Source organism: Sphingobium sp. HDIP04 (assembly GCF_000445085.1).
Lineage (GTDB): Bacteria > Pseudomonadota > Alphaproteobacteria > Sphingomonadales > Sphingomonadaceae > Sphingobium > Sphingobium indicum.
Genome location: NZ_ATDO01000049.1, coordinates 17,518 through 39,084, shown reverse-complemented (window position 1 = coordinate 39,084; position 21,567 = coordinate 17,518). Strand labels below are relative to the sequence as shown.

The following is a 21,567-nucleotide window of genomic DNA, read 5'->3' as shown; positions in this document are numbered from 1 at the left end:
CAAGTAGGACGGGCAAACAAGCCGAAGGGGCAAACAAAAAGGCGGCCCCGAAGGACCGCCTTCCTGAAATTCTCGCCGGAAGCGAAACCGGATCAGCGCGAATAGAATTCGACGACCAGATTGGGTTCCATCTTCACCGGATAGGGCACTTCGTCCAGCGTCGGCACGCGGACATAGGTGACCTTGGCGGCGCCGTCAGCCACGACATAGTCAGGGATGTCGCGCTCGGGCAGGCCCTGGGCTTCCAGGACCAGCGCCATTTCCTGCGCCTTCTTGCCCAGGGTGATCTCATCGCCCGGCTTCACCAGGCGCGAGGCGATGTTGCACTTCACGCCGTTCACATAGATGTGGCCGTGCGACACGAGCTGGCGCGACGACCAGATGGTCGGGGCGAACTTGGCGCGATACACGACGGCGTCCAGGCGGCGTTCCAGCAGGCCGATCAGGTTCTGGCCGGTGTCGCCCTTCATGCGGGCGGCTTCGGTGTAGTTCTTCTTGAACTGCTTTTCGGTGATGTCGCCATAATAGCCCTTCAGCTTCTGCTTGGCGCGAAGCTGGATGCCATAGTCGGACATCTTGCCCTTGCGGCGCTGGCCGTGCTGGCCGGGGCCATATTCCCGCTTGTTGACCGGGCTCTTGGGCCGGCCCCAGATGTTCTCGCCCATGCGGCGGTCGAGTTTGTACTTGGCGCTTGAACGCTTCGACATGATGATTCCTTAACAACTGCTTTTAACGTTTGTTCACCCTTCTGATCCGAAAACCGGTTCCCGCTTTTCGGGAAGGGCGAATGTATCCCCGGTATCGCCTACGACCCATATTTCAGGGGCAGGGCCACCGTTTCACCGGGATACGGGGCCAATCGCGAAGCGGCGCCTATGAAGAAGCGAGGACGCGATGTCAACCCTCGACAGCGCCTGTTTCCGGCCTTAGTTGAGCGGGCCATGGACCCCGAAAGCTACACCACCATGGCCGAAGTCCGCGCAGGGGTGGACGAAATCGACCGCCGGCTCGTCGCGCTGCTCGACCAACGCTTTGCCCATATGCGCGCCGCCGCCCGGATCAAGCCGGAACGCGCCGCCGTCCGCGACGAGGCGCGCAAGGCCGAGGTGATCGAAAATGTCCGCGCCGAGGCGGAGAGGCTGGGCGCCCCGGCCGATGTGATTGCCGACCTTTGGGATCGGCTGGTTGAAGCCTCGATCGCCTATGAAATGACCGAATTCGACCGATTGCGCTCTGCGTGAAATAATGTCGTTCCCGCGCAGGCGGGAACCCATCTGCCATAAGTAGCGTCAAGCGCAGCGCTGAAGAGATGGATTCCCGCCTGCGCGGGAATGACGAAAGTCTCTAGCGCGACCGCGGATTGCTCAGCGCCGACAAGACCCCGCGCAGGGTCCGCACCTCCAGATGGTTCCAGCCCGGCTTGGTCAGCAGGTTCCGCAAGGTGCGCTTGGTCGCGGGCGCCCGATCCGGCGGGAAGAAATAGCCCGCGCCTTCCAGCAGCGTCTCGAACTGCCCGATCATCCCCTCCAGTTCCGCCTGCGGAGCCGGTTCGCCCAGGTCGACCACGGTCGGCTGCTCCAGCGAAGCCTGTTTCGACCATTCATAGGCGCACAATATCACCGCCTGCGCCAGGTTGAGCGACCCGAATTCCGGATTGATCGGCACGGTCAATATCTTCCGCGCCAGCGCCACATCCTCGGTCTCCAGCCCCGACCGTTCCGGCCCGAACACATAGGCGGAGCGCCCCGTGGCGGCATGGATTTCCCGCGCCGCCTCTTCGGGCGTCACCACCGGCTTGGTCACGCCCCGCTTGCGCACGGTGGTGGCGTAGACATGCGCGCAATCCGCCACCGCGTCGGCCAGCGTCTCGAAAACCTCCGCCTTGTCCAGCACCACGTCCGCGCCCGCCGCCGACGGCCCGGCATCTGGATTGGGCCAGCCGTCGCGCGGGGACACCAGCCGCATCTCGACCAGCCCGAAATTCAACATGGCCCGCGCCGCCTTGCCGATATTCTCGCCAAGCTGCGGACGGACGAGCACGATGACGGGGGGTGGGGCGGTTTCAATCATACCATCGTTCGTCCTGAGTAGGGGCTGAGCCTGTCGAAGCCCCGTATCGAAGGACTTGCGCGCCAACTGGCTGATCATGTCCCAATCGCCAGCGATCAAGGCTGCCTTCTTCTTCCGCGACCAACCCTTGATCTGCTGCTCTGCGGAAATCGCTTCGTCGCGTGTCCCGAAATCCTGTTGCCAGACGAGCGACACAGGCCGCCGCTTCTGCGTGTATCCCGCAATCCCGCCCGATTGATGCTGGGCGATGCGCTGTTCCAGATTATCCGTATGCCCCAGATAGTAGCTGCCGTCCGAACAGCGCAGCATGTAGACGTGGAAGGTCACGGCCTGGTCCTTCGATATGCCATTTCGACTTCGCTCAATGGTTACTCAGGACGAACGGAGGAAGAAAAGGACAGGGCGGGGTCAATCACTCCCCACCTCCTTCACCGTCGAGGCGAAATCCTCGAAGTCCCGCGCATCGGTGAAGTCCTTGTACACGCTGGCGAAGCGGATATAGGCGACGCTGTCCAGGCGTTTTAGCCCTTCCATCACCATCTCTCCGATCGCCCGCGCCGGAACCTCTCCGTCGCCTGACGTCTCCAACTGCCGTTGGATGCCCGAAATCAGCTTCTCCAGCCGGCTGGGATCGATTGGCCGCTTCCGGCACGCGATGCCGATGGAGCGCGCCAGCTTGTCGCGGTCGAAGGCTTCCTTGCGCCCCTCGCTTTTCACCACCCATATGTCGCGAAGCTGAATCCGCTCGAAGGTGGTGAAGCGCGCCCCGCAGGCTTCGCACTGGCGCCGGCGGCGGATGGCGGCGCCATCCTCCGTCGGGCGGCTGTCCTTCACCTGGCTGTCGTCATGGGCGCAGAAGGGGCAACGCATTCACTAAACTCCGTTCGTTTCGAGCTGGTCGAGAAACGAGATGTCGCTACTGCCCGTTTCTCGACCTCGGCCTGTCCGGAGCGACGCCGCGGACGGCGTCCAAGGGTTCGAAACGAACCTACTCCTTATCAGCCTTCGTAAATGGGGAAACGGGCGCAGAGGGCCGAAACGCGCTCGCGCACATTGGCTTCCACGGCAGCATCGCCATGCTCGCCATGATCGCGCAGCCCTTCCAGAACGTCCGCGATCATGTCGCCGATGGCCTCGAACTCCGCCACGCCGAACCCGCGCGTCGTTCCCGCGGGGGAACCGACCCGAATGCCGCTGGTCTTGGTCGGCGGCAGCGGGTCGCCCGGCACGCCATTCTTGTTGCAGGTGATGAAGCTGCGCTCCAGCGCCTCGTCCGCATCCTTGCCCGAAATGCCATAGGGGCGCAGGTCGATCAGCGCCAGATGCGTGTCCGTGCCGCCCGAAACCACGGCCAGGCCGCGCTGCTCCAGCTTGCCGGCAAGCGCCTTGGCATTGGCGACGATGGCATGGGCATAGGTCTTGAACTCCGGCCGCAGCGCTTCGCCGAAGGCCACCGCCTTCGCCGCGATCACATGCATCAGCGGCCCGCCCTGAAGGCCGGGGAACACCGCCGAGTTGATCTTCTTCGCAATGGCCTCGTCATCGGTCAGGATCATGCCGCCACGCGGCCCGCGCAGCGTCTTGTGCGTGGTCGTGGTCACGACATGGGCGTGGCCGAAGGGCGTCGGATGCGCGCCGCCCGCCACCAGGCCCGCGAAATGCGCCATGTCGACCATCAGCAGCGCGCCAACCTTGTCCGCAATCGCCCGGAAGCGGGCGAAGTCCAGGTGACGCGGATAGGCCGAACCGCCCGCGATGATCAGCGTCGGCTTGGCCTCGACCGCCTGGGCCTCCAGCGCGTCATAGTCGATCACATGCGTGTCTTCGCGCACGCCATATTGCACGGCATTATACCATTTGCCCGACAACGCTGGCTTCGCGCCGTGCGTCAGGTGCCCGCCCGCGTCCAGCGACAGGCCCATGATGGTGTCGCCCGGCTTCGTCAGCGCCAGCATCACCGCGCCGTTCGCCTGCGCGCCCGAATGGGGCTGCACATTGACGTAGCCGCAGTTGAAGATCTGCTTTGCGCGGTCGATGGCCAACTGCTCGACCTCGTCCGACGGCGCGCAGCCCTGATAATAGCGCTTGCCCGGATAGCCTTCGGCATATTTGTTGGTGAAGACCGAACCCTGCGCCTCCAGCACCGCCTTCGACACGATATTTTCCGAAGCGATCAGTTCGATCTGGTTCTGCTCGCGCTTCAGTTCATGGGTGACGCCCGCGAAGACCGCCGGATCGGCATCGGCCAGGCTGCGCGTGAAATAGCCTTCGGAACGGATGTCCGACAGGGCGGGCTGGGCGAGGGTGGCGGTGCTCATAGGGCAGGCTCCTTAAAGCGCGGGCTGGGAGAGTTTCTCGACGCGGCCGGCATGGCGGCCACCGCCGAAATCGGTGGAAAGAAAGGCGGAGACGCAGGCCTTGGCCATGTCCACGCCGGTCAGGCGCGCGCCCATGGCCAGGACATTGGCGTCATTATGCTCGCGGCTGAGCGCGGCGGACAGCGGCTCCGACACCAGCGCGCAACGGCAGGCGGGGTTGCGGTTCACGGCGATGGAAATGCCGATGCCCGACCCGCAGAGCGCGATGCCCCGCTCCGCCGCGCCCGAAGCCACCGCCGCCGCGAGCTTGTAGCCGAAATCGGGATAATCCACTCGGTCGGCCGTCGCCGGACCCAGATCGTCGACCTCATGCCCTTCGGCGCGCAGCCAGTCGGCAAGTTCCGCCTTCAGATCGACGGCGGCATGGTCGGAAGCGATGGCGATTTTCACGGCAATTTCGTCCTGTCACGCAAAAGGCGATTCGTTTCCGCGCCTCATAGGGGCTGATCCGCGATATTGCCACAGTCCACCCGCCCACCTATGGCCTGCTTCATGGCTGGCACGATTTTATCCATATTGATGCTCGCGGGCATGGCGCTGACCGGCGGCGGCATCTACGCCATCGTCCGGAAGGGCGACCGCAAGCGCGGCGCGCTGATGATCGTCGCGGGCCTCGTCATGTTCGCCAATGTCGCCGTCAGCGCCATCCCCGGCCCGGACCTGCCTGTGCTGGAAAACGGCAGCCGTTAAGGCCGATCGATATTCGGCCCTGCGACGGCTCCCGTGCCAGCCCAAAAAGAAAAGGGGCCGCCAAGGCAGCCCCCAAATCCTCAACCGCAAAACCCATTCACCGTATCGGCGAATCCGGCGAAAGCCGCATGTCCAGATAATTGTCGACCGACTTCATCAACTGATCCAGCTCATGTTCGAAAAAGTGGTTCGCGCCACGGATCTCGTCATGATGGATGGTGATGCCCTTCTGCGTCCGCAGCTTGTCGACCAGCTTCTGCACGGCGCTGGCGGTCACGACCTCGTCCGCCGTCCCCTGCACGATGATGCCGGACGAAGGGCAGGGCGCCAGGAAGGAGAAGTCATACATGTTCGCCGGCGGCGCGACCGAGATGAAGCCCCGGATTTCCGGCCGCCGCATCAGCAATTGCATGCCGATCCACGCGCCGAAGGAGAAACCCGCGATCCAGGTCGTCTGCGCCTCCGGATGGAAGCTCTGCACCCAGTCGAGCGCGGCTGCGGCGTCGCTCAGTTCGCCAATGCCGTTGTCGAACGTGCCCTGGCTGCGGCCCACGCCACGGAAGTTGAACCGCAACACCGCGAAGCCGCGCCGCACGAAGGTCTTGTAGAGCGCCTGGGTGATGCGGTCGTTCATCGTGCCGCCGCCCTGCGGGTGCGGGTGCAGAATCATCGCGACGGGCGCGCGGGGGCGGGGCGGAGGGCTGAAGCGGCCTTCGAGGCGACCTTCGGGACCGGGGAAAATAACGTCGGGCATGGCACCTGTTATGGTTCTGGGCGGCCCCACCCGAAACAGGGCGAGCCGCGAATGGAGAGGGCGCAGCAGCCAGTGCTGGCGCTGCGCGACAGACCGCCTATATAGAAGTCGCCACCATTTCCGCAATCAATGAGTCTTCCCAGATCCGTGGCTTCCGACCGTCTCTATCTGGATCACGCCGCCACCACGCCTGTCCTGCCCCAGGCGAAGGCGGCGATGGTCGAGGCGCTGGACAACTGGTCCAACCCGTCCAGCCCCCATGGCGACGGCCGCGCCGCCCGCGCCGCGCTGGAGGACGCCCGCCGCCGCATCGGCGCGGCGCTGGGCTGGGGCGGCCAGGTCATCTTCACCTCTGGCGCGAGCGAGGCCATCGCCATAGGACTGGGGCGGGCCAGGGCGGCCCGCATCCTGACCTCCCCGGTCGAACATGATTCGGTCCTGCGCGTCACGCCACAGGCCGAACGTCTGGAAGTAACGTCCGATGGTCTCGCCACACTCTCCCCCGTTCGGGCTGAGCCTGTCGAAGCCCAACACTTGTTTTCGGAAGAGAAGGGGAGGGCTTCGACAAGCTCAGCCCGAACGGATGAGAGGGTTCTCCTCGCCATCCAGCACGTCAACAACGAAACCGGCGTCATCCAGCCGCTGGACGCCATCGCCCGCGAAAATATCATCCTCTTCGCGGACTGCGCCCAGAGCGCCGCCAAACTCCCGCTTCCCGACGCCGACATGATCGCCGTCAGCGCCCATAAATTCGGCGGCCCGCCTGGCATCGGCGCGCTGCTGATCAAAGACCTCGTCCTGATCGACCCCAGCGGCGGCCAGGAGCAGGGCTATCGCGCCGGAACCGAAAACCTCCCCGCCATCCTCGCCATGGCGGCGGCGCTCGAAGCCCGCGCCGACTGGCTCCCCAGGGCCGCGACCCTCCGCGCCAAACTTGACGCCGCCATCGAAGCGTCCGGCGGCGAGATCGTCGCCCGCGATGCGTCGCGCATCCCGACCATCGCCGGCTACCGCATGCCCGGCCTTTCCGCCCGCGCCCAGCTTATCCAGTTCGACCTCGCCGGCATTTCCGTCTCGGCCGGCAGCGCCTGTTCCTCAGGTTCGCTCAAGACCAGCCATGTCCTGCGCGCCATGGGCTGGGACGATGCGCGGGCGGGCGAAGTCATCCGCGTCAGCTTTGGCCCGGATACGAGCGAGGCGGACGTGGATCGCTTCGTCGCGGCCTGGACGCGGATAGCGGAACGGGCGCGATGACCGTCTATCTCGACTATCAGGCGACGACGCCGCTCGCGCCCGAAGCCTTCGATGCGATGGTCCCGCTGCTGCGCGACCAGTTCGCCAATCCGCACAGCGCCCACCGGCTCGGCCGGGCCGCCGCCGCGCAGGTCGAGCATGCCCGCGCCGAAATCCTGAAGCTGCTGCCGGATGGCGGCCGCCTGATCTTCACCTCCGGCGCGACGGAAGCGCTCAACATGGCGATTCAGGGCGTCCCGCCGGGCGGCATCGTCACCATCGCCACAGAACATGCCGCCGTCCTCGACACGGTCCAGGCGATGGGCAGGGCGGGGCGGGACATCACCATCCTGCCGGTCGGCCCCGACGGCATCGTCGACCTAGAAGAAGCCGCCAGGGCGATCCGTCCCGGCACGGCGCTGGTCGCGGCCATGCTGGTCAATAACGAGATCGGCGTCATCCAGCCGGTCGCCGAACTGGCCGACCTTTCGCACAAGGCAGGCGCGCTGTTCCTCTGCGACGCCGTGCAGGGCTATGGCCGCGTGCCCATCCCGCCCCGGTGCGACATGATCGCGATCAGCGCCCACAAGGTCCATGGACCCAAGGGCATAGGCGCGCTCTGGCTGCGCGACGACGTGGCCCTGACGCCCGTCATCCACGGCGGCGGGCAGGAGGGCGGCCTGCGTTCGGGCACCCTGTCGCCGGCGCTGTGCGCGGGTTTCGGCGCCGCCGCCCGGCTGATGCGCGAACGGGCGGATGGCGACCGGGCGCATGCGGAAACGCTCTGGAACGCTGCCCGCCGTCTCTTCTCCCAATGGACGCTAAACGGCAGCGAAAGCCTGCGCTATCATGGCAATCTGAACCTGCGTCGGACGGGCGTGGACGGCGCGCGGCTGTTGTCGGAATGCCGCGATGTCGCTTTTTCGCTCGGCAGCGCTTGCGCAAGTGGGTCCGGGCGGCCTAGCCATGTGCTGCGCGCACTCGGCCTTTCAGACGCGGAGGCGCGCGGATCGGTGCGGATCGGCTTCGGCCGGTACACGACACTGGCCGAATTGGAGGATGCGGCGGAGGCAATGAACAGGGCAGCCCAAATATGGGCGCCATGAAGCGTCGCGCGGAAAAGCGGAAAACCGCTTTTCGCATCATGCGGCAATACAGAGCGGGGAACGCATATCATGACCAGGGTCGTCTTCATCAGCGCGGATGGAGAGCATAAGCAGGAGGTCGAAGCGCCGCCGGGCGCCGTGCTGCTGGACGTCGCGCAGGCCGCGGGCCAGCCGCTGGAGGGAACATGCGAGGGGCAGATGGCCTGTTCCACCTGTCATGTCATCGTCGACGCCGCCGATTTCTCCAAGCTCGGCAAGGCGAGCGAGGATGAGGAGGACATGCTGGACCTCGCCGCCGCCGCGACCCGCACCAGCCGCCTGTCCTGCCAGATCGTGCTGGATGAACAGCTCGACAGCCTGACCGTCCGCATTCCGGGCGAATCCTACAATATGCAGGGAATGTGAGCTTGCCCAGGCGCCTGATATTCGCGGCCCTGCTGCTCGCCGCCCCGGCGGCCGCGCAGCAGGAAGCGCCGCGCCCGTCGCTGCTCCCGCCGCCGCCTCGCTATATGGTCAGCGAATCCGCCATGAAGTCGGTCCGCAATCCCAAGGAGATCGAGACCGAAAGCGGCGGCCGGCTGGGCGTGGCGCTGGTCGACGGCAAGGGCGCGCTGATCCTTGGTTTCAACCGGGACGAGCGTTTCGCCATGTGCTCGACCTTCAAGGCGCCGCTCGCCGCCGCCGTGCTGGCGGGCGCGGAAGGCGGCAAGTTCGGGCTGGAGGGGCAGATCAGCTTCGCCAAGGCCGATCTGCTGGACTATGCCCCGGTCGTCAGGAAGAATGTGAAGCGCGGCCGCATGTCGATGGAGGAACTCGCTGCCGCCGCCGTGGAGGTCAGCGACAACAGCGCGGCCAACCTGCTGCTGCCGATGGTCGGCGGGCCGGAGGGCCTGACTCGCTTCATCCGCGCCCATGGCGACATGGTGACGCGGCTCGACCGCAATGAGCCGTCTCTCAACGAGAATGCGGAGGGCGACGAGCGCGACACCACCAGCCCCGCCGCCATGGCCGGCCTGATGGGCCGCCTGATCTTCCGCGACCTCGCTCCGGAAAGCGCCGGAAAGCTGCGCGGCTGGCTCAATGCCAGCACCACCGGCGCCAACCGGATCAAGGCGGGCCTGCCCAAGGGCTGGACCTCCGGCAGCAAGACGGGAAGCTGCGGCACCGCCTATAATGACGTGGCGCTGGTGAAGGCCCCGTCGGGCGAGGAATATATCCTGGCCATCTATCTCGACCGCCCGACCGTCGACGCCAAGGCCGCCGAAGCCGCCATAGCCGAAACCGCCCGCGCCGCGCTGGATTTCGTGGATAAGGCGCAGAAGACCGGGCTGGAATAGACCCGGAAGGAACCAAAGAAAACCAATGGGCTCCTGGGAAGGCAGAAGTCCAGGGTGGAGAAGCGCACCGGGCATTGGGCTCCCGCCTTCGCAGGAGCACGGAAGGCCCCTGTCCGGCCGATCCCTTAACCCCTTGCCATCCCCACCGCCTTTCGCCATATGCCGCGCCGGGAGTCGGGCGGACGCAGTCGTCGCGAACCTGGTCAGGTCCTGACGGAAGCAGCCACAGTGATTTCGCTGCGGGTCGTTCCGGCTCCCACCTCCATCCAAACCCCGTTCTGGCCCAGCCTGTCGAACGCCGCTTCTTCTTTCGCTATGGGAACGAAGGAGGCTTCCCTTCGGGTCGCCAAGCCCCGCACGAACGGCTAGAAGATTCGAATGTCCGATTCCCCTCAGCCCTATCGCGTCCTTGCGCGCAAATATCGCCCGCGCAATTTCAGCGAACTGATCGGGCAGGACGCGATGGTCCAGACGCTGGGCAATGCGATCCGCCGGGGTCGCCTGGCCCATGCCTTCCTGATGACCGGCGTGCGCGGCGTGGGGAAGACCTCCACCGCCCGCCTCATCGCCAAGGCGCTGAACTGCGTCGGCCCGGACGGGCAGGGCGGTCCCACCATCGATCCCTGCGGCCTCTGCGAACCCTGCATGGCCATCGGCGAGGGGCGGCATATCGACGTTCTGGAGATGGACGCCGCCAGCCATACCGGCGTCGACGATATTCGTTCGATCATCGATATAGCGGGCAAAGGCGCCTATTCGGCCCGATACAAGATTTATATCATCGATGAAGTTCACATGCTTTCCCGCAATGCTTTCAATGCTTTGCTGAAGACGTTGGAGGAGCCGCCTGAACATGTGAAGTTCGTGCTGGCAACGACGGAGGTGAACAAGGTGCCGGTGACGGTGCTGTCGCGCTGCCAGCGCTTCGACCTGCGCCGCATCCCCGCCGAACTGCTCGCCGCCCATTTCGCCCATGTGGTGGAGGCGGAATCGGTCGCCGCCGAACCCGATGCCCTGGCCCTCATAGCCCAGGCCGCCGAAGGTTCCGCCCGCGACGGCCTCTCCATCCTCGACCAGGCCATCGCCCACGCCGAAATGGGCGAAGGCGCGCCGCTCGTCACCGCAGCGCAGGTCCGCGACATGCTGGGCCTTTCCGACAGGGGCGCCACGCGTCGCCTGCTCGGCCTGCTGCTGGAGGGCGACACCGGCGCGCTGCTGGGCGCAGTGCGCGACCAATATGCGCTGGGCGTGGAGCCGCTCTCGCTGATGCGCGGCCTGCTGGAACTGGTCCATGCCGTGACGCTGGTGAAGGCGGGCCGCGACATCGCCAATCCCGGCCAGTCGGCGGAGGAGCGCGAGGCGCTGGCCGACTGGGCGTCGCAACTCGGCTTCGCGCCGCTGCATCGGCTTTGGCAGTTGCTGCTGAAGGGCCATGACGAGGTCGCCAGCGCCGCGCTGCCCATCGAAAGCTGCGAAATGGCGCTGTTGCGCGTGATGCACGCCGCGACCATGCCCGACCCCGGCGAGATCGCCCGCCTGATCCGGGAAGGCGCGCCAGCCGCCGCCGCGCCGGGCGAGGGGGGCGCAGCCGCCCCATCCTCGGCGCCCGCCGCCACGCTCCCCGCCAGCTTCGAGGAACTGATCGAGGCCTTCTGGCAGCGCGGCAAGGGCCAGCTCGCGCAGGAACTGCACGATTGCATCGGCGTCGTCCGCTATGCCGCGCCGGAGCTGGACTATGCCCCGACGCCCTCCCTGCCGTCCGATTTCCCTGCCCGCCTCAACCCGGCGCTGCGCGAGGTCACCGGCACGGCCTGGCGCGTCAATGCCGTCGACGGCCCCGCCGCGCCCACCCTGCTGGAGCAGGAAATGCGCAAGGCGGCGGACGCCCGCGCGGAAATCATGGAAACCCCGGTGGTCAAGGCGGTGTTGGCCGCTTTCCCCGATGCCGAGCTTGGCGACGGGCTCGAACAATGGAGCGCAGAGCGATGAAGGATCTGAACGAAATATTGGGCATGGCGAGCCGCGTGCAGGAGGAACTGCAACGCGCCCAGGAAAATCTCGACAGGCTGGAGGTGGAGGGCACGGCCGGCGGCGGGCTGGTCAAGGTCCGCGCCTCCGCCAAGGGTCGCATATTGGGCGTCGCCATCGACGACAGCCTGCTCGCCCCGTCGGAAAAGCAGATGCTGGAGGATCTCATCACCGCCGCGTTCAACGATGCGCGCAAGAAGGCGGATGAAGTCTCCAACGCCGAAATGGGCAAGATGACCGCCGGCCTGCCGCTGCCGCCCGGTTTCAAGCTGCCTTTCTGATCGCGGACGCGCCGGGGATCAGCCTTTATTCATCATTGCGATCCCATAACGCATGATTGAACCATGCGGCGACCATCCCCATAAAGGCGATGAACCGCATGACTGGGTGGGATGCCGCCCCGGAGAGTGAATGACTACGCAATATCCCCTTCTGCCCCTGCGCGACATCGTCGTTTTCCCGCAGATGATCGTGCCGCTGTTCGTGGGTCGCGACAAGAGCGTGGCCGCGCTCGAATCGGCGATGGAAGGCGACAAGGAAATCTTCCTGGTGTCGCAGCTTGACCCGGCGGAGGATGATCCGGGGCAGGATTCGCTCTACGACACCGGCGTCATCGCCGTGGTGCTGCAATTGCTGAAGCTCCCCGACGGCACCGTCCGCGTGCTGGTGGAGGGCAAGCAGCGCGCGCGCCTCGACGGCATAGGGCAGGCCGACGGCCACATGGTCGCCGATGTGACGGCGGTCGAGGAAATCGCTGCCGAAGGGCCGGAAGCCGCCGCGCTGATGCGTTCGGTGGCCGAACAGTTCGAAAATTACGCCAAGCTCAACAAGAAGCTGCCGGCCGAAACCCCGGTCCAGTTGCGCGAGATCGAGGATGCGGGCCGTCTGGCCGACGCCGTCGCCGCCAACATCAACGTGAAGGTCGCCGACAAGCAGTCGCTGCTGGTCGAGGCAGATCCGGTCAAGCGCCTCGAAATGGTCTTCGCCTTCATGGAAGGCGAACTGGGCGTGCTCCAGGTCGAGAAGAAGATTCGCGGCCGCGTGAAGCGGCAGATGGAAAAGACCCAGCGCGAATATTATCTGAACGAGCAGTTGAAGGCGATCCAGCGCGAACTGGGCAATGGCGAGGGCGAGGAAGGCGACGAACTCGCCGAACTGACCGAGAAGATCGCCAAGGCCAAGCTCAGCAAGGAAGCCCGTGCCAAGGCGACGGCGGAACTGAAGAAGCTCAAGGGCATGCAGCCCATGTCCGCCGAAGCGACGGTCGTGCGCAACTATCTCGACGTGCTGCTCGGCCTGCCCTGGGGCAAGAAGGGCAAGGTCAAGACCGACCTCAGGAAGGCGCAGGCGATCCTGGACGAGGATCATTTCGCGCTGGAGAAGGTCAAGGACCGGATCATCGAATATCTCGCCGTGCAGGCGCGCACCAACAAGCTGAAGGGCCCGATCCTGTGCCTCGTCGGCCCTCCGGGCGTCGGCAAGACCTCGCTCGGCCGCAGCATCGCCAAGGCGACGGGCCGCGAATTCGTGCGCCAGTCGCTGGGCGGCGTGCGCGACGAAGCGGAAATCCGCGGCCATCGCCGGACCTATATCGGCTCGCTGCCGGGCAAGATCGTCTCCAACCTCAAGAAGGCGGGGACGATGAACCCGCTGTTCCTGCTGGATGAGATCGACAAGCTGGGCCAGGATTTCCGCGGCGATCCGGCCTCCGCCCTGCTGGAGGTGCTGGACCCCGAACAGAACAGCAAGTTCCAGGATCATTATCTGGAGATCGACGTCGATCTTTCAGACGTGATGTTCGTGACGACCGCCAACTCCCTGAATTTGCCTCAGCCCTTGCTCGACCGCATGGAGATCATCCGGCTGGAGGGCTATACCGAGGATGAGAAGGTGGAGATCGCGCAGCGCCACCTGCTGCCCAAGCAGATCGACGCCCACGGCCTCAAGGAAGGCGAACTCGACGTCACGGAGGAGGCTGTCCGCGACCTCATCCGCTACTATACCCGCGAAGCCGGCGTTCGCACGCTGGAGCGCGAAGTGGCGCGCCTCGCGCGCAAGGCGCTGCGCAAGATCCTCGAAGGCGCCTATGACAAGGTGACGATCACGCCGGAAAACCTGGCCGACTATGCCGGGGTGCGGAAATTCCGCCATGGCGTGGGCGAGGAAGAGCATCAGATCGGCGCGGTGACGGGCCTGGCCTGGACCGAAGTGGGCGGCGAACTGCTGACCATCGAAGCCGTGACCGTGCCCGGCAAGGGCGCGATCAGGACCACGGGCAAGCTGGGCGAGGTGATGAACGAGTCGGTCCAGGCCGCCTTCTCCTATGTGAAGGCGCGCTCGCCCGGCTATGGGATCAAGCCCAGCATCTTCACCCGCAAGGACATCCACATCCACCTTCCCGAAGGCGCGGTGCCCAAGGACGGGCCTTCGGCGGGCATCGGCATGGTGACGACCATCGTGTCGACGCTGACCGGCATTCCCGTGCACAAGGATGTGGCGATGACCGGCGAAGTCACGCTGCGCGGCCGCGTGCTTCCCATCGGAGGCCTCAAGGAAAAGCTGCTCGCGGCGCTGCGCGGCGGCATCAAGACGGTGCTGATCCCGGCCGAGAATGAGAAGGATCTCGCGGAGATTCCGGCCAATATCCGGGAAGGGCTGGAGATCGTTCCCGTGTCCCATGTGGACGAGGTGCTGGCCCGCGCCCTGGTGAGCAAGCCCGAAGCGATCGCCTGGACCGAAGAGGACGATCTCGCCGCCCAGCCGAACCCGGCGCAGGGGCGGGACGGGGAAGCCCCCATCCGGCACTGAGATGGATGAAAAAGGCGGCGGCGGGCGGCGATTCAGCAGGCTTTTACCATAAAATCTCGCCTCGCCGGGCGCCGATGCCGCTTTCCCTTTGACAAGGCCCGAAAGCTGCGCCTTATTGCCCCGCCTACGCCGCGATTCCTAAACTATCCAGACAGCTAGAAGGGGGTTCCCAAGGCATGAACAAGCAGGATCTTATCAGCGCAGTCGCTGAAAGCAGCGGCCTTTCCAAGAGCGACGCCAGCAAGGCAGTCGAGGGCGTTTTCGACGCCATCACCGGAGCCCTGAAGAAGGGGGATGAAGTTCGCCTGGTCGGTTTCGGCACTTTCTCCGTTTCGCAGCGCAAGGCCTCGACCGGCCGCAACCCGCGCACGGGCGAGACGATGACGATCAAGGCTTCGGCCCAGCCGAAGTTCAAGGCCGGCAAGGGCCTGAAGGATTCGGTCAACTAAGGATTTTCCTGGGGCGCTTTCCTATGAAGCGCCCCGGTCCGTTTTTTGAGCCGGCGTCGCGGTTGGCGAAGTTTTATCGGAGAGAGAGCGCCGGATTTCAGCGCGGCAACAGGGAGCAAATGCTCCCATGCGCGCTGATTTTCCAAGGCATGAAAAGGGACGGGGGCTTCATGCCCTTCGCCCCTTTTCTTTTTATTGCGGCATCCCGGCTTTTTCCGCATCAGTCCGCTTGACGGCGCGGGATGGGCCGCATATGTGGCCCTTCTCTCAAGGGGCACGGCCCCTGTGGCGATCGTAGCTCAGTTGGTTAGAGCGCCGGTTTGTGGTACCGGAGGTCGCGGGTTCGGATCCCGTCGATCGCCCCATTTCCTTCCTTCCTGGACAGTCGCGGCAGGAAAGGGCCTGCGCACCGGCTCGCCTCTTTCGCGCCGATCCCCTCGAAGCGCCTTGTTGCTTCTCTTCCCGATGCGCCGCCCATCATTCAGGGCTTCGCACGAGCGCCGCAGCCCTCTATAGCCCGCTCATGGACGAAGCGCGCGACAAGGGCCTGGCCCTCAACCCCAAATATGACCGGGACGGCCTGATCACCGCCGTCGTCACCGACGCGGACAGCGGCGAATTGCTGATGGTCGCGCACATGAACGCGACGGCGCTCCAGCTTACCCGCGACACCGGCCTTGCGCATTTCTGGTCGCGCAGCCGCCAGTCGCTGTGGAAGAAGGGCGAGACGTCCGGCCATATGCTAAAGGTGCGCGACCTTCGCATCGATTGCGATCAGGACGCCGTCTGGGTGAAGGCCGTGCCCGCCGGGCCTGCCTGCCACACCGGCGCGCGCTCCTGCTTCTTCCGCCGCATCGGCCCGGAAGGCCTGACGCCTGTCGATGCGGCTGGCTAGCCTTGCCGCGCTGCTGTCGCTCGCCGCGTGCCAGCGTGAGGCTGCGCCCGCGCCGGGTCCGCGTGAAACCGGCATCCAGACCAGTTCCGGCCTTGAGCGCGCAGCCATCGAGACCGGAGCGATCGCGGACGCGGCGAAGGTGCCGGCAATCGGCCTTTACCAGCGCAATCATGAAGCGGGGCGGGACGCGCTCTGCGTGATCCCGGCCAGGGACGGCGATTATCGCTTCGGCATGGAAGCGTCCTTCGGGGAGGGCCAGAGCTGCGCCGGCAAGGGATCGGCGCGGCGGGCCGGCGACAAGCTGATCCTCAGCTTCTCCCGCAGCGATCATTGCATCGTGGTGGCCCAATATGACGGCGATCAACTGTCGCTGCCCGGCGTGGTCGACATGAAATGCGCGGAACTCTGCAAGGGGCGAGGCTCGCTGGAGGGCGTCAGCTTCCCCCGCGTGGCGAGCGACGCCGCCGCGGCCTTGCAGGCCCGTGACGGCAGCGGCGATCCGCTTTGCGATCCCGATTAGGAAATCCGGCCCCTGTCGCGTTTCCGGCGAGGCTCACTCGCAAGCCACCGCCGCCAGCCGCAGGGATTTTTGGCGCAGGTTCAACGCCAGCAGGAAGATCGCCAGGCCCCCCAGGGCGAGGGCCGCGCCGATCCACCCGGTGGAGGTCAGCCCATAGCCGGCCGAGATGGCCAGCCCGCCCAGCCACGGCCCCAGCGCATTGGCGACGTTGAACGCGCTGTGATGCGCCGCCGCCGCCAGCGTCTGGGCATCGCCCGCCACGTCCATCAGCCGCGTCTGCAAGACGCTGCCCAGCCCCCCGCCGCAGCCGATCAGGAAGATCACCAGCGACAGGCTCCATATATTCCCCGCCATCAGGGGAAACAGCGCCAGCGACGCCGCGCTCCACAACAGCACGATGACGGCGGTCCTGCCCTGCGCCCGGTCCGCGGCCCAGGCCGCCGCCAGATTGCCGATCGTCATGCCGATGCCGAAGATCGCCAGCACCACCGGCACCAGCCGCTCCGACACATGGGTCACGGAAATCATGGTCGACGCCACATAGGTATAGACCGCGAACAGCCCGCCAAAGCCGATGGCCCCGGTCAGCAGCGTCAGCAGCACCTGGGGTTCCCGCAACGCGCCCAGTTCGCGCATGGGCACGGCTGCCGGATCGCCCGCGTCGCGCGGCGCATAAAGCGCCACCAGCGTCATGGTGATCATCGCCAGCACCGCCACGATGCCAAAGCCCCACCGCCATCCCAGCGCCTGTCCCATCCAGTTCGCCACCGGCACGCCGATCACGGTCGCGACGGTCAGGCCGGTCATCACCCGCGCCACCGCCAGCGCGCGCCGGTCGCCCGGCACCAGCGAGGCCGCGACCAGCGCCGCCACGCCGAAATAGGCGCCATGGGGCAGGCCGCTCAGGAAACGGAACAGCAGCATCGTCGCATAGTCGGGCGACAGGGCGCTCATGCCATTGCCGATGGCGAACAGGGCCATCAACCCGATCAGCAGCGTCCGCCGGGGCAGCCGCGCCCCCAGCACCGCGATCACCGGCGCGCCGACCACCACGCCGAGCGCATAGGCGCTGATCGCATGGCCCGCCATCGGCTCGCTGATGCGCAGGTCGCCGGCGAAGAAGGGCAGCAGGCTCATCGCCGCGAATTCGGTCGTGCCGATGGCGAAGGCGCCCATGGAGAGCGCGAGAATGACGAGAGCGGGGTGAACGGGGCCGGAAGAAGGGGGACGGCTGGCCTGCGCCATCGGCTGCTCCATGTTGCGATGCGGTGGAAATGACGCTCGCACATGATAGCGTTACCGCACAAAATCAAGCCATGGCCGGCGTGACTTTATTGCAGTTGCGGCACTGGATCGCGCAATTCACGCCGCAGGCCGGGCGTGGCTGGTATCCAGCATCTTGCCGTCGGTGATGACGACCAGGTCGCCCAGTTTCGCCGCGCCGAACAGCTTTTTCGCGAAAGGCTTGGGCACGCCGATGCAGCCATGGGTGGCGTTGCCCCATTGCACGTCGCTGCCGTGGATCGCCACGCCATCGCTGGTCAGGCGCAGCGTGTAGGGCATGGGCGCGTTATTGTAGGTGCTGGAATAATGGTCCGCATCCTTCTGTATGATCGGAAAGGCGCCTAGAGGGCTTGGCTTGTCGTCGGCGCCATAGAGGATGACCGCCGATCCGATCTCATAGCCTGCGCGGAAGACGGACAGCGTCTGCGCCTTGAGGTCGACGGTGACGATCAGCGGCCCTGTCGCGGGCGCGCCGCCTTCGTCCCAGACATAGTCGCCATGGCGGAAGGGACCGTCGATCGGCAGCACGCGCTTCACCATCAACGCCCGCGGATCGACCGCCACGGGCTGGGCGCGGGTGCGTTCGGCGGGCCTGGCGTGAGCGACCTTGGCCTGAACGACCTTGGCCTGAACGACCTTGCTCTGGATGGGCGGCAGATCGCTGCCACGGCCCATGGACAGGCCCAGCAACAGCGCCACGGCCGCCGCGCCGCCGCCGATGGCCAGCTTCACCCCTGTCGAAACCTGTCGCGCCATATGCCCTCAGCCACTCCGGTTGGACAATCTATCGCAGGCAAAGGTTAAGCATCACCCCTCCCGCTCGACCTCCGCCGCGGCGATGGCGGTCAGGTTCAATATGCCCCGCGCCGTCACGCCGGGCGTCAGCACATGGATCGGCTGCGCCAGCCCCACCAGCATCGGCCCGACCGTCGGCGAACTGGACGAAGCCGACAGCGCCGTCAGCGTGATGTTCGCCGCGTCCAGATTGGGCATGACCAGCAGATTGGCCGACCCTTCGAACCGCGAATCCGGGATCAACCGCTCGCGCAGCCCCTGGCTCAGCGCCGCGTCGGCATGCATTTCCCCGTCGACCATCAATTCGGGCGCGGCCTGCCTTACCAGCTTGAACGCCTCCCGCATTTTCCGGGCGCTGGGCGAATGCGAAGCCCCGAAATTGGAGTGGGACAGCAGCGCCACCCGCGGCGTCAGGCCGAAATGCTTGAGTTCCGTCGCCCCCAGCAGCGCCATTTCGGCGATCTGCTCCGGCGTCGGATCGGGCACCATATGGGTGTCGGTGATGAACAGCGCGCCCGCGTCCAGGATCAGCCCCGACAGCGCATAGACGCGGCTGCTGCCCGGCATGCGGTCGATGATGCGCATCGCATGCTCGACCTCGCCCCAATAGTCGCTGTTGCCGCCCACCAGCGCGGCGTCGACCCGCCCGGTGCGCAGCAGCATGGCGGCGGTGACGCTGGGCCGGCGATAGACATGGCGCACCACCTCCGCCCCCGACACGCCCTTGCGCGCCGCGACGGCGCGATAGCCTTCGACCAGCTCGCCCATCAGCAGATGGTCGGTTTCCGGATCGACCACCTCGACATCGCGGTCCAGTTGGAACCGCAGGCCCATGTCCGGCAGCTTCTGTTCCAATATGCGCCGCCGCGCCACGATCACCGGCCGGACGATGCCTTCGTCCAGCGCATCCTGGATGGCGCGCAGCACCCGCTCATCCTCGCCTTCCCCATAGGCGATGCGTCGCTGCGTTCCCCGCGCCGCCTCGAACACCGGCAGCATCAACTGGGCGGAGCGGGCGTTCTGCTGCGTCAACTGGCGCTTATAGGCCTCCAGGTCCAGTTGCCGCTTGGCGACGCCGCTGTCCATCGCCGCCTTGGCGACGGCGCAGGCGATTTCCGCGATCAGCCGGGGGTCGAAGGGCGTCGGGATGATATAGTCCGGTCCGAACGCCAGCTTGCGCCCGCCATAGGCCTGCGCGACGCTGTCATGCGCGGGCATGCGGGCGAGGTTGGCGATGGCGTCGGCGGCGGCGACCTTCATCGCCTCGTTGATCTCGGTCGCCCGCGCATCCAGCGCTCCCCGGAAGATATAGGGGAAGCACAGGACATTATTGACCTGATTGGGATAGTCCGAACGCCCCGTCGCGATGATCGCGTCGGGCCGCGCCTCCCGCGCCGCTTCGGGGCGGATTTCCGGCTCCGGATTGGCGAGCGCGAAGATCAGCGGATTGGGCGCCATCAGCGGCAGCCATTCGGGCTTCAGCACGCCCGGCGCGGACAGGCCCAGGAACAGGTTGGCGCCCGGCAGCACGTCGGGCAGGCTGCGCGCATTGGTGGTGCGGGCATAGCGGGCCATGTTCGGCAACATGCCCTCCCGCCCCGAATGGATGACGCCGTCCTTGTCGGTCAGCGTCACATTGTCGATCGGCAGCCCCATCGACACCAGCAGGTCGACGCAGGCCAGCGCCGCCGCCCCCGCGCCCGACGTCACCAGCTTCGCGTCGGCCAGCGTCTTGCCCTGCAACACCAGCGCGTTGCGCACCGCCGCCGCCACCACGATGGCCGTGCCATGCTGATCGTCGTGGAAGACCGGGATGTTCATCCGCTTCTTCAGCTCCGCCTCTATGGCGAAACATTCAGGCGCCTTGATATCCTCCAGGTTGATGCCGCCGAAGGTCGGCTCCAGCAGGGCGACGGCCTCGATGAACTTCTCCGGATCGGTGGTGTCGACCTCTATGTCGAACACGTCGATGTCGGCGAATTTCTTGAAGAGGACGGCCTTGCCCTCCATCACCGGCTTCGACGCCAGCGCGCCGATGGCGCCCAGCCCCAGCACCGCCGTCCCGTTGGAGATCACCGCGACCAGATTGCCGCGCGCGGTATAGTCCATCGCCTTTTCGGGATCTTCGGCAATGTCGACGCAGGGCGCGGCGACGCCGGGCGAATAGGCCAGCGCCAGGTCGCGCTGGTTGACCATGCGCTTGGTCGGTTCGATCCTCAGCTTTCCAGGTTGCGGATAGCGGTGATAGTCGAGGGCGGCGCGCCGGGTGTTTTCATCCATGAAACGGCCCTTAAAGCCGCTTTTACGCGGGGGCAATGCCCGAACGCTCCCATGGCGGGCTGGGGGCATATAGTCCGGCGAGGAAATCGATGAAGGCGGTGATGGCGAGCGGGGGATTATTCTGCGGCAGATGAACGGCATAGAGGCCCACATCCGCCGACCCTTCATGATCCGGCATGACCTGCCGGACATTTCCGCGCTCCAGCGCGTCGCTGATGTCCCAGAGCGAACGCAGCGCTATGCCCACGCCGGAAAGCGCCAGTTCCCGCACCATTTCGCTGCTGTTGGTGCGGACATGGCTGTCGCCCTCGACCGTCGCCGCGCCCTTGGGGCCGATCAGCCGCCAGGGCAGTTGCCCATCCGCCGCGAGCAGCCGGTGCCTGCGCAGGTCGGGCACCGTCTCCGGCACGCCGAAGCGGGCCAGGTAATCGGGCGCGGCGCACAGCACCCGCCGGTTGGTCGCCAGCCTGTGCGCGGCCAGCCCCGGCCCCGGATCGGCGGTGATGCGAATGGCCAGGTCCGCCCGCGTCGCCAGCAGGTCGGCATAATCGTCCGACAGGTCGATCCGCAGGCGCACCTTGGGATGCGCCTCCAGGAACCGGCCCAGATAGGGCGCGACATGCATCCGCCCGAAGGATGTCGGCGCCGAAACCCGCAGCGTCCCCGCCGCCTCCGCCGAAGCGCCGGACACGCGCCGCTCCGCCTCTTCCAGCGCCGCCATGATCCCGCGCAGATCCTGGTGCAGCCGCTCGCCCGCCGGGGTCAGCGCCAGCCGCCGGGTCGTGCGGTGGATCAGCCGCGTGCCCAGCCGCTCCTCCAGCCGCACCAGCCGCTTCGACACCATGGCGGGGGAGATGTTCAGCCGCCGCCCCGCCGCCGCCATCCCGCCTTCGTCCACGATGGTCGCGAACAGATCATAATCCGGGTCCATCATTTCTTT

At 66.2% G+C, this 21,567-nt stretch carries 22 protein-coding genes, 1 tRNA gene and 1 other RNA gene; 14 read left to right on the top strand and 10 right to left on the bottom strand.

Going from position 1 to position 21,567, the window contains the following annotated elements; genetic code table 11:
- Positions 1 to 92: 92 nt before the first annotated feature.
- A complete protein-coding gene (gene rpsD / locus L286_RS28325; RefSeq protein ID WP_007688773.1) occupies positions 93 to 707 on the bottom strand; it encodes a 30S ribosomal protein S4 in 615 nt (204 codons plus the stop codon).
- 234 nt (positions 708 to 941) lie between these two features.
- Between rpsD and L286_RS28320 the strand changes: the two genes are divergently transcribed.
- Positions 942 to 1,241 (top strand): chorismate mutase, encoded by a 300-nt coding sequence (locus L286_RS28320; RefSeq protein WP_020819949.1) that lies wholly within the window; start codon positions 942 to 944, stop codon positions 1,239 to 1,241.
- 103 nt (positions 1,242 to 1,344) lie between these two features.
- Here L286_RS28320 and L286_RS0124230 read toward each other — a convergent pair whose 3' ends face one another.
- From L286_RS0124230 to rpiB, 4 genes are all read right to left on the bottom strand, one after another.
- Positions 1,345 to 2,397, bottom strand: a complete 1,053-nt coding sequence (locus L286_RS0124230; protein ID WP_020819948.1) for a TrmH family RNA methyltransferase — start codon at positions 2,395 to 2,397, stop codon at positions 1,345 to 1,347.
- Positions 2,398 to 2,478: 81 nt separating this feature from the next.
- Entirely contained in the window at positions 2,479 to 2,940 is a 462-nt protein-coding gene (gene nrdR / locus L286_RS28315; protein ID WP_013040447.1) for a transcriptional regulator NrdR, read from the bottom strand.
- 128 nt (positions 2,941 to 3,068) lie between these two features.
- The gene (gene glyA, locus L286_RS28310) at positions 3,069 to 4,388 is read right to left on the bottom strand and encodes a serine hydroxymethyltransferase (RefSeq protein ID WP_020819947.1); all 1,320 of its coding nucleotides are present in this window, start codon (positions 4,386 to 4,388) and stop codon (positions 3,069 to 3,071) included.
- A 12-nt stretch (positions 4,389 to 4,400) separates the two neighbouring features.
- On the bottom strand, positions 4,401 to 4,838 hold the full coding sequence (rpiB, locus tag L286_RS28305) for a ribose 5-phosphate isomerase B (RefSeq protein ID WP_013040445.1): 438 nt from the start codon (positions 4,836 to 4,838) through the stop codon (positions 4,401 to 4,403).
- Positions 4,839 to 4,940: 102 nt separating this feature from the next.
- Here rpiB and L286_RS28300 point away from each other — a divergent pair, with 102 nt between their 5' ends.
- Positions 4,941 to 5,138 carry a hypothetical protein gene (locus tag L286_RS28300; protein WP_025160653.1) on the top strand — a complete coding sequence of 66 codons (198 nt, stop codon included), beginning with the start codon at positions 4,941 to 4,943 and terminating at the stop codon, positions 5,136 to 5,138.
- Positions 5,139 to 5,235: 97 nt separating this feature from the next.
- Here the strand turns inward: L286_RS28300 and L286_RS28295 are convergent, their stop codons facing one another.
- The gene (locus tag L286_RS28295; RefSeq protein ID WP_007688785.1) at positions 5,236 to 5,892 is read right to left on the bottom strand and encodes an alpha/beta hydrolase; all 657 of its coding nucleotides are present in this window, start codon (positions 5,890 to 5,892) and stop codon (positions 5,236 to 5,238) included.
- 147 nt (positions 5,893 to 6,039) lie between these two features.
- On the opposite strand from L286_RS28295, the gene L286_RS28290 reads away from it, so the two are divergent.
- The 12 genes from L286_RS28290 (at position 6,040) to L286_RS28235 (ending at position 16,268) form a co-directional block, all read left to right on the top strand.
- The gene (locus L286_RS28290; protein ID WP_020819945.1) at positions 6,040 to 7,146 is read left to right on the top strand and encodes a cysteine desulfurase family protein; all 1,107 of its coding nucleotides are present in this window, start codon (positions 6,040 to 6,042) and stop codon (positions 7,144 to 7,146) included.
- Positions 7,143 to 8,231, top strand: coding sequence for a cysteine desulfurase family protein (locus tag L286_RS28285; protein WP_020819944.1), 1,089 nt, complete (start codon positions 7,143 to 7,145; stop codon positions 8,229 to 8,231). Before L286_RS28290 ends, L286_RS28285 begins: the two co-directional genes overlap by 4 nt.
- A gap of 69 nt (positions 8,232 to 8,300) precedes the next feature.
- Positions 8,301 to 8,636 carry a 2Fe-2S iron-sulfur cluster-binding protein gene (locus L286_RS28280; protein WP_007688791.1) on the top strand — a complete coding sequence of 112 codons (336 nt, stop codon included), beginning with the start codon at positions 8,301 to 8,303 and terminating at the stop codon, positions 8,634 to 8,636.
- Between the two features lie 2 nt (positions 8,637 to 8,638).
- Entirely contained in the window at positions 8,639 to 9,568 is a 930-nt protein-coding gene (gene blaSGM, locus L286_RS28275; RefSeq protein ID WP_037445466.1) for an SGM family class A beta-lactamase, read from the top strand.
- 166 nt (positions 9,569 to 9,734) lie between these two features.
- An RNA gene (gene ffs / locus L286_RS47735) (signal recognition particle sRNA small type) lies at positions 9,735 to 9,832 on the top strand.
- Between the two features lie 114 nt (positions 9,833 to 9,946).
- Complete coding sequence (locus L286_RS28270) at positions 9,947 to 11,557, top strand: DNA polymerase III subunit gamma/tau (protein ID WP_020819942.1); 1,611 nt, start codon at positions 9,947 to 9,949, stop codon at positions 11,555 to 11,557.
- Complete coding sequence (locus L286_RS28265) at positions 11,554 to 11,877, top strand: YbaB/EbfC family nucleoid-associated protein (protein WP_007688797.1); 324 nt, start codon at positions 11,554 to 11,556, stop codon at positions 11,875 to 11,877. The genes L286_RS28270 and L286_RS28265 overlap by 4 nt, the downstream gene beginning before the upstream one ends.
- Positions 11,878 to 12,007: 130 nt before the next feature.
- The gene (gene lon / locus L286_RS28260; protein ID WP_007688798.1) at positions 12,008 to 14,404 is read left to right on the top strand and encodes an endopeptidase La; all 2,397 of its coding nucleotides are present in this window, start codon (positions 12,008 to 12,010) and stop codon (positions 14,402 to 14,404) included.
- 176 nt (positions 14,405 to 14,580) lie between these two features.
- The gene (locus L286_RS28255) at positions 14,581 to 14,853 is read left to right on the top strand and encodes an HU family DNA-binding protein (protein WP_007688799.1); all 273 of its coding nucleotides are present in this window, start codon (positions 14,581 to 14,583) and stop codon (positions 14,851 to 14,853) included.
- A 288-nt stretch (positions 14,854 to 15,141) separates the two neighbouring features.
- Positions 15,142 to 15,218 (top strand) — tRNA-His (locus tag L286_RS28245).
- A 158-nt stretch (positions 15,219 to 15,376) separates the two neighbouring features.
- The gene (gene hisI, locus L286_RS28240; protein WP_020819940.1) at positions 15,377 to 15,748 is read left to right on the top strand and encodes a phosphoribosyl-AMP cyclohydrolase; all 372 of its coding nucleotides are present in this window, start codon (positions 15,377 to 15,379) and stop codon (positions 15,746 to 15,748) included.
- Positions 15,735 to 16,268 (top strand): hypothetical protein, encoded by a 534-nt coding sequence (locus L286_RS28235; RefSeq protein WP_013040436.1) that lies wholly within the window; start codon positions 15,735 to 15,737, stop codon positions 16,266 to 16,268. Before hisI ends, L286_RS28235 begins: the two co-directional genes overlap by 14 nt.
- A gap of 33 nt (positions 16,269 to 16,301) precedes the next feature.
- Here L286_RS28235 and L286_RS28230 read toward each other — a convergent pair whose 3' ends face one another.
- From L286_RS28230 to L286_RS28215, 4 genes are all read right to left on the bottom strand, one after another.
- On the bottom strand, positions 16,302 to 17,513 hold the full coding sequence (locus L286_RS28230) for an MFS transporter (RefSeq protein WP_013040435.1): 1,212 nt from the start codon (positions 17,511 to 17,513) through the stop codon (positions 16,302 to 16,304).
- Positions 17,514 to 17,630: 117 nt separating this feature from the next.
- Positions 17,631 to 18,308: a L,D-transpeptidase family protein gene (locus L286_RS28225; protein WP_020819939.1), complete on the bottom strand. Its 678-nt coding sequence runs from the start codon at positions 18,306 to 18,308 to the stop codon at positions 17,631 to 17,633.
- 51 nt (positions 18,309 to 18,359) lie between these two features.
- Positions 18,360 to 20,627, bottom strand: a complete 2,268-nt coding sequence (locus tag L286_RS28220) for an NADP-dependent malic enzyme (protein WP_020819938.1) — start codon at positions 20,625 to 20,627, stop codon at positions 18,360 to 18,362.
- A gap of 22 nt (positions 20,628 to 20,649) precedes the next feature.
- The gene (locus L286_RS28215; RefSeq protein WP_020819937.1) at positions 20,650 to 21,561 is read right to left on the bottom strand and encodes a LysR family transcriptional regulator; all 912 of its coding nucleotides are present in this window, start codon (positions 21,559 to 21,561) and stop codon (positions 20,650 to 20,652) included.
- Between the last annotated feature and the right edge of the window lie 6 nt (positions 21,562 to 21,567).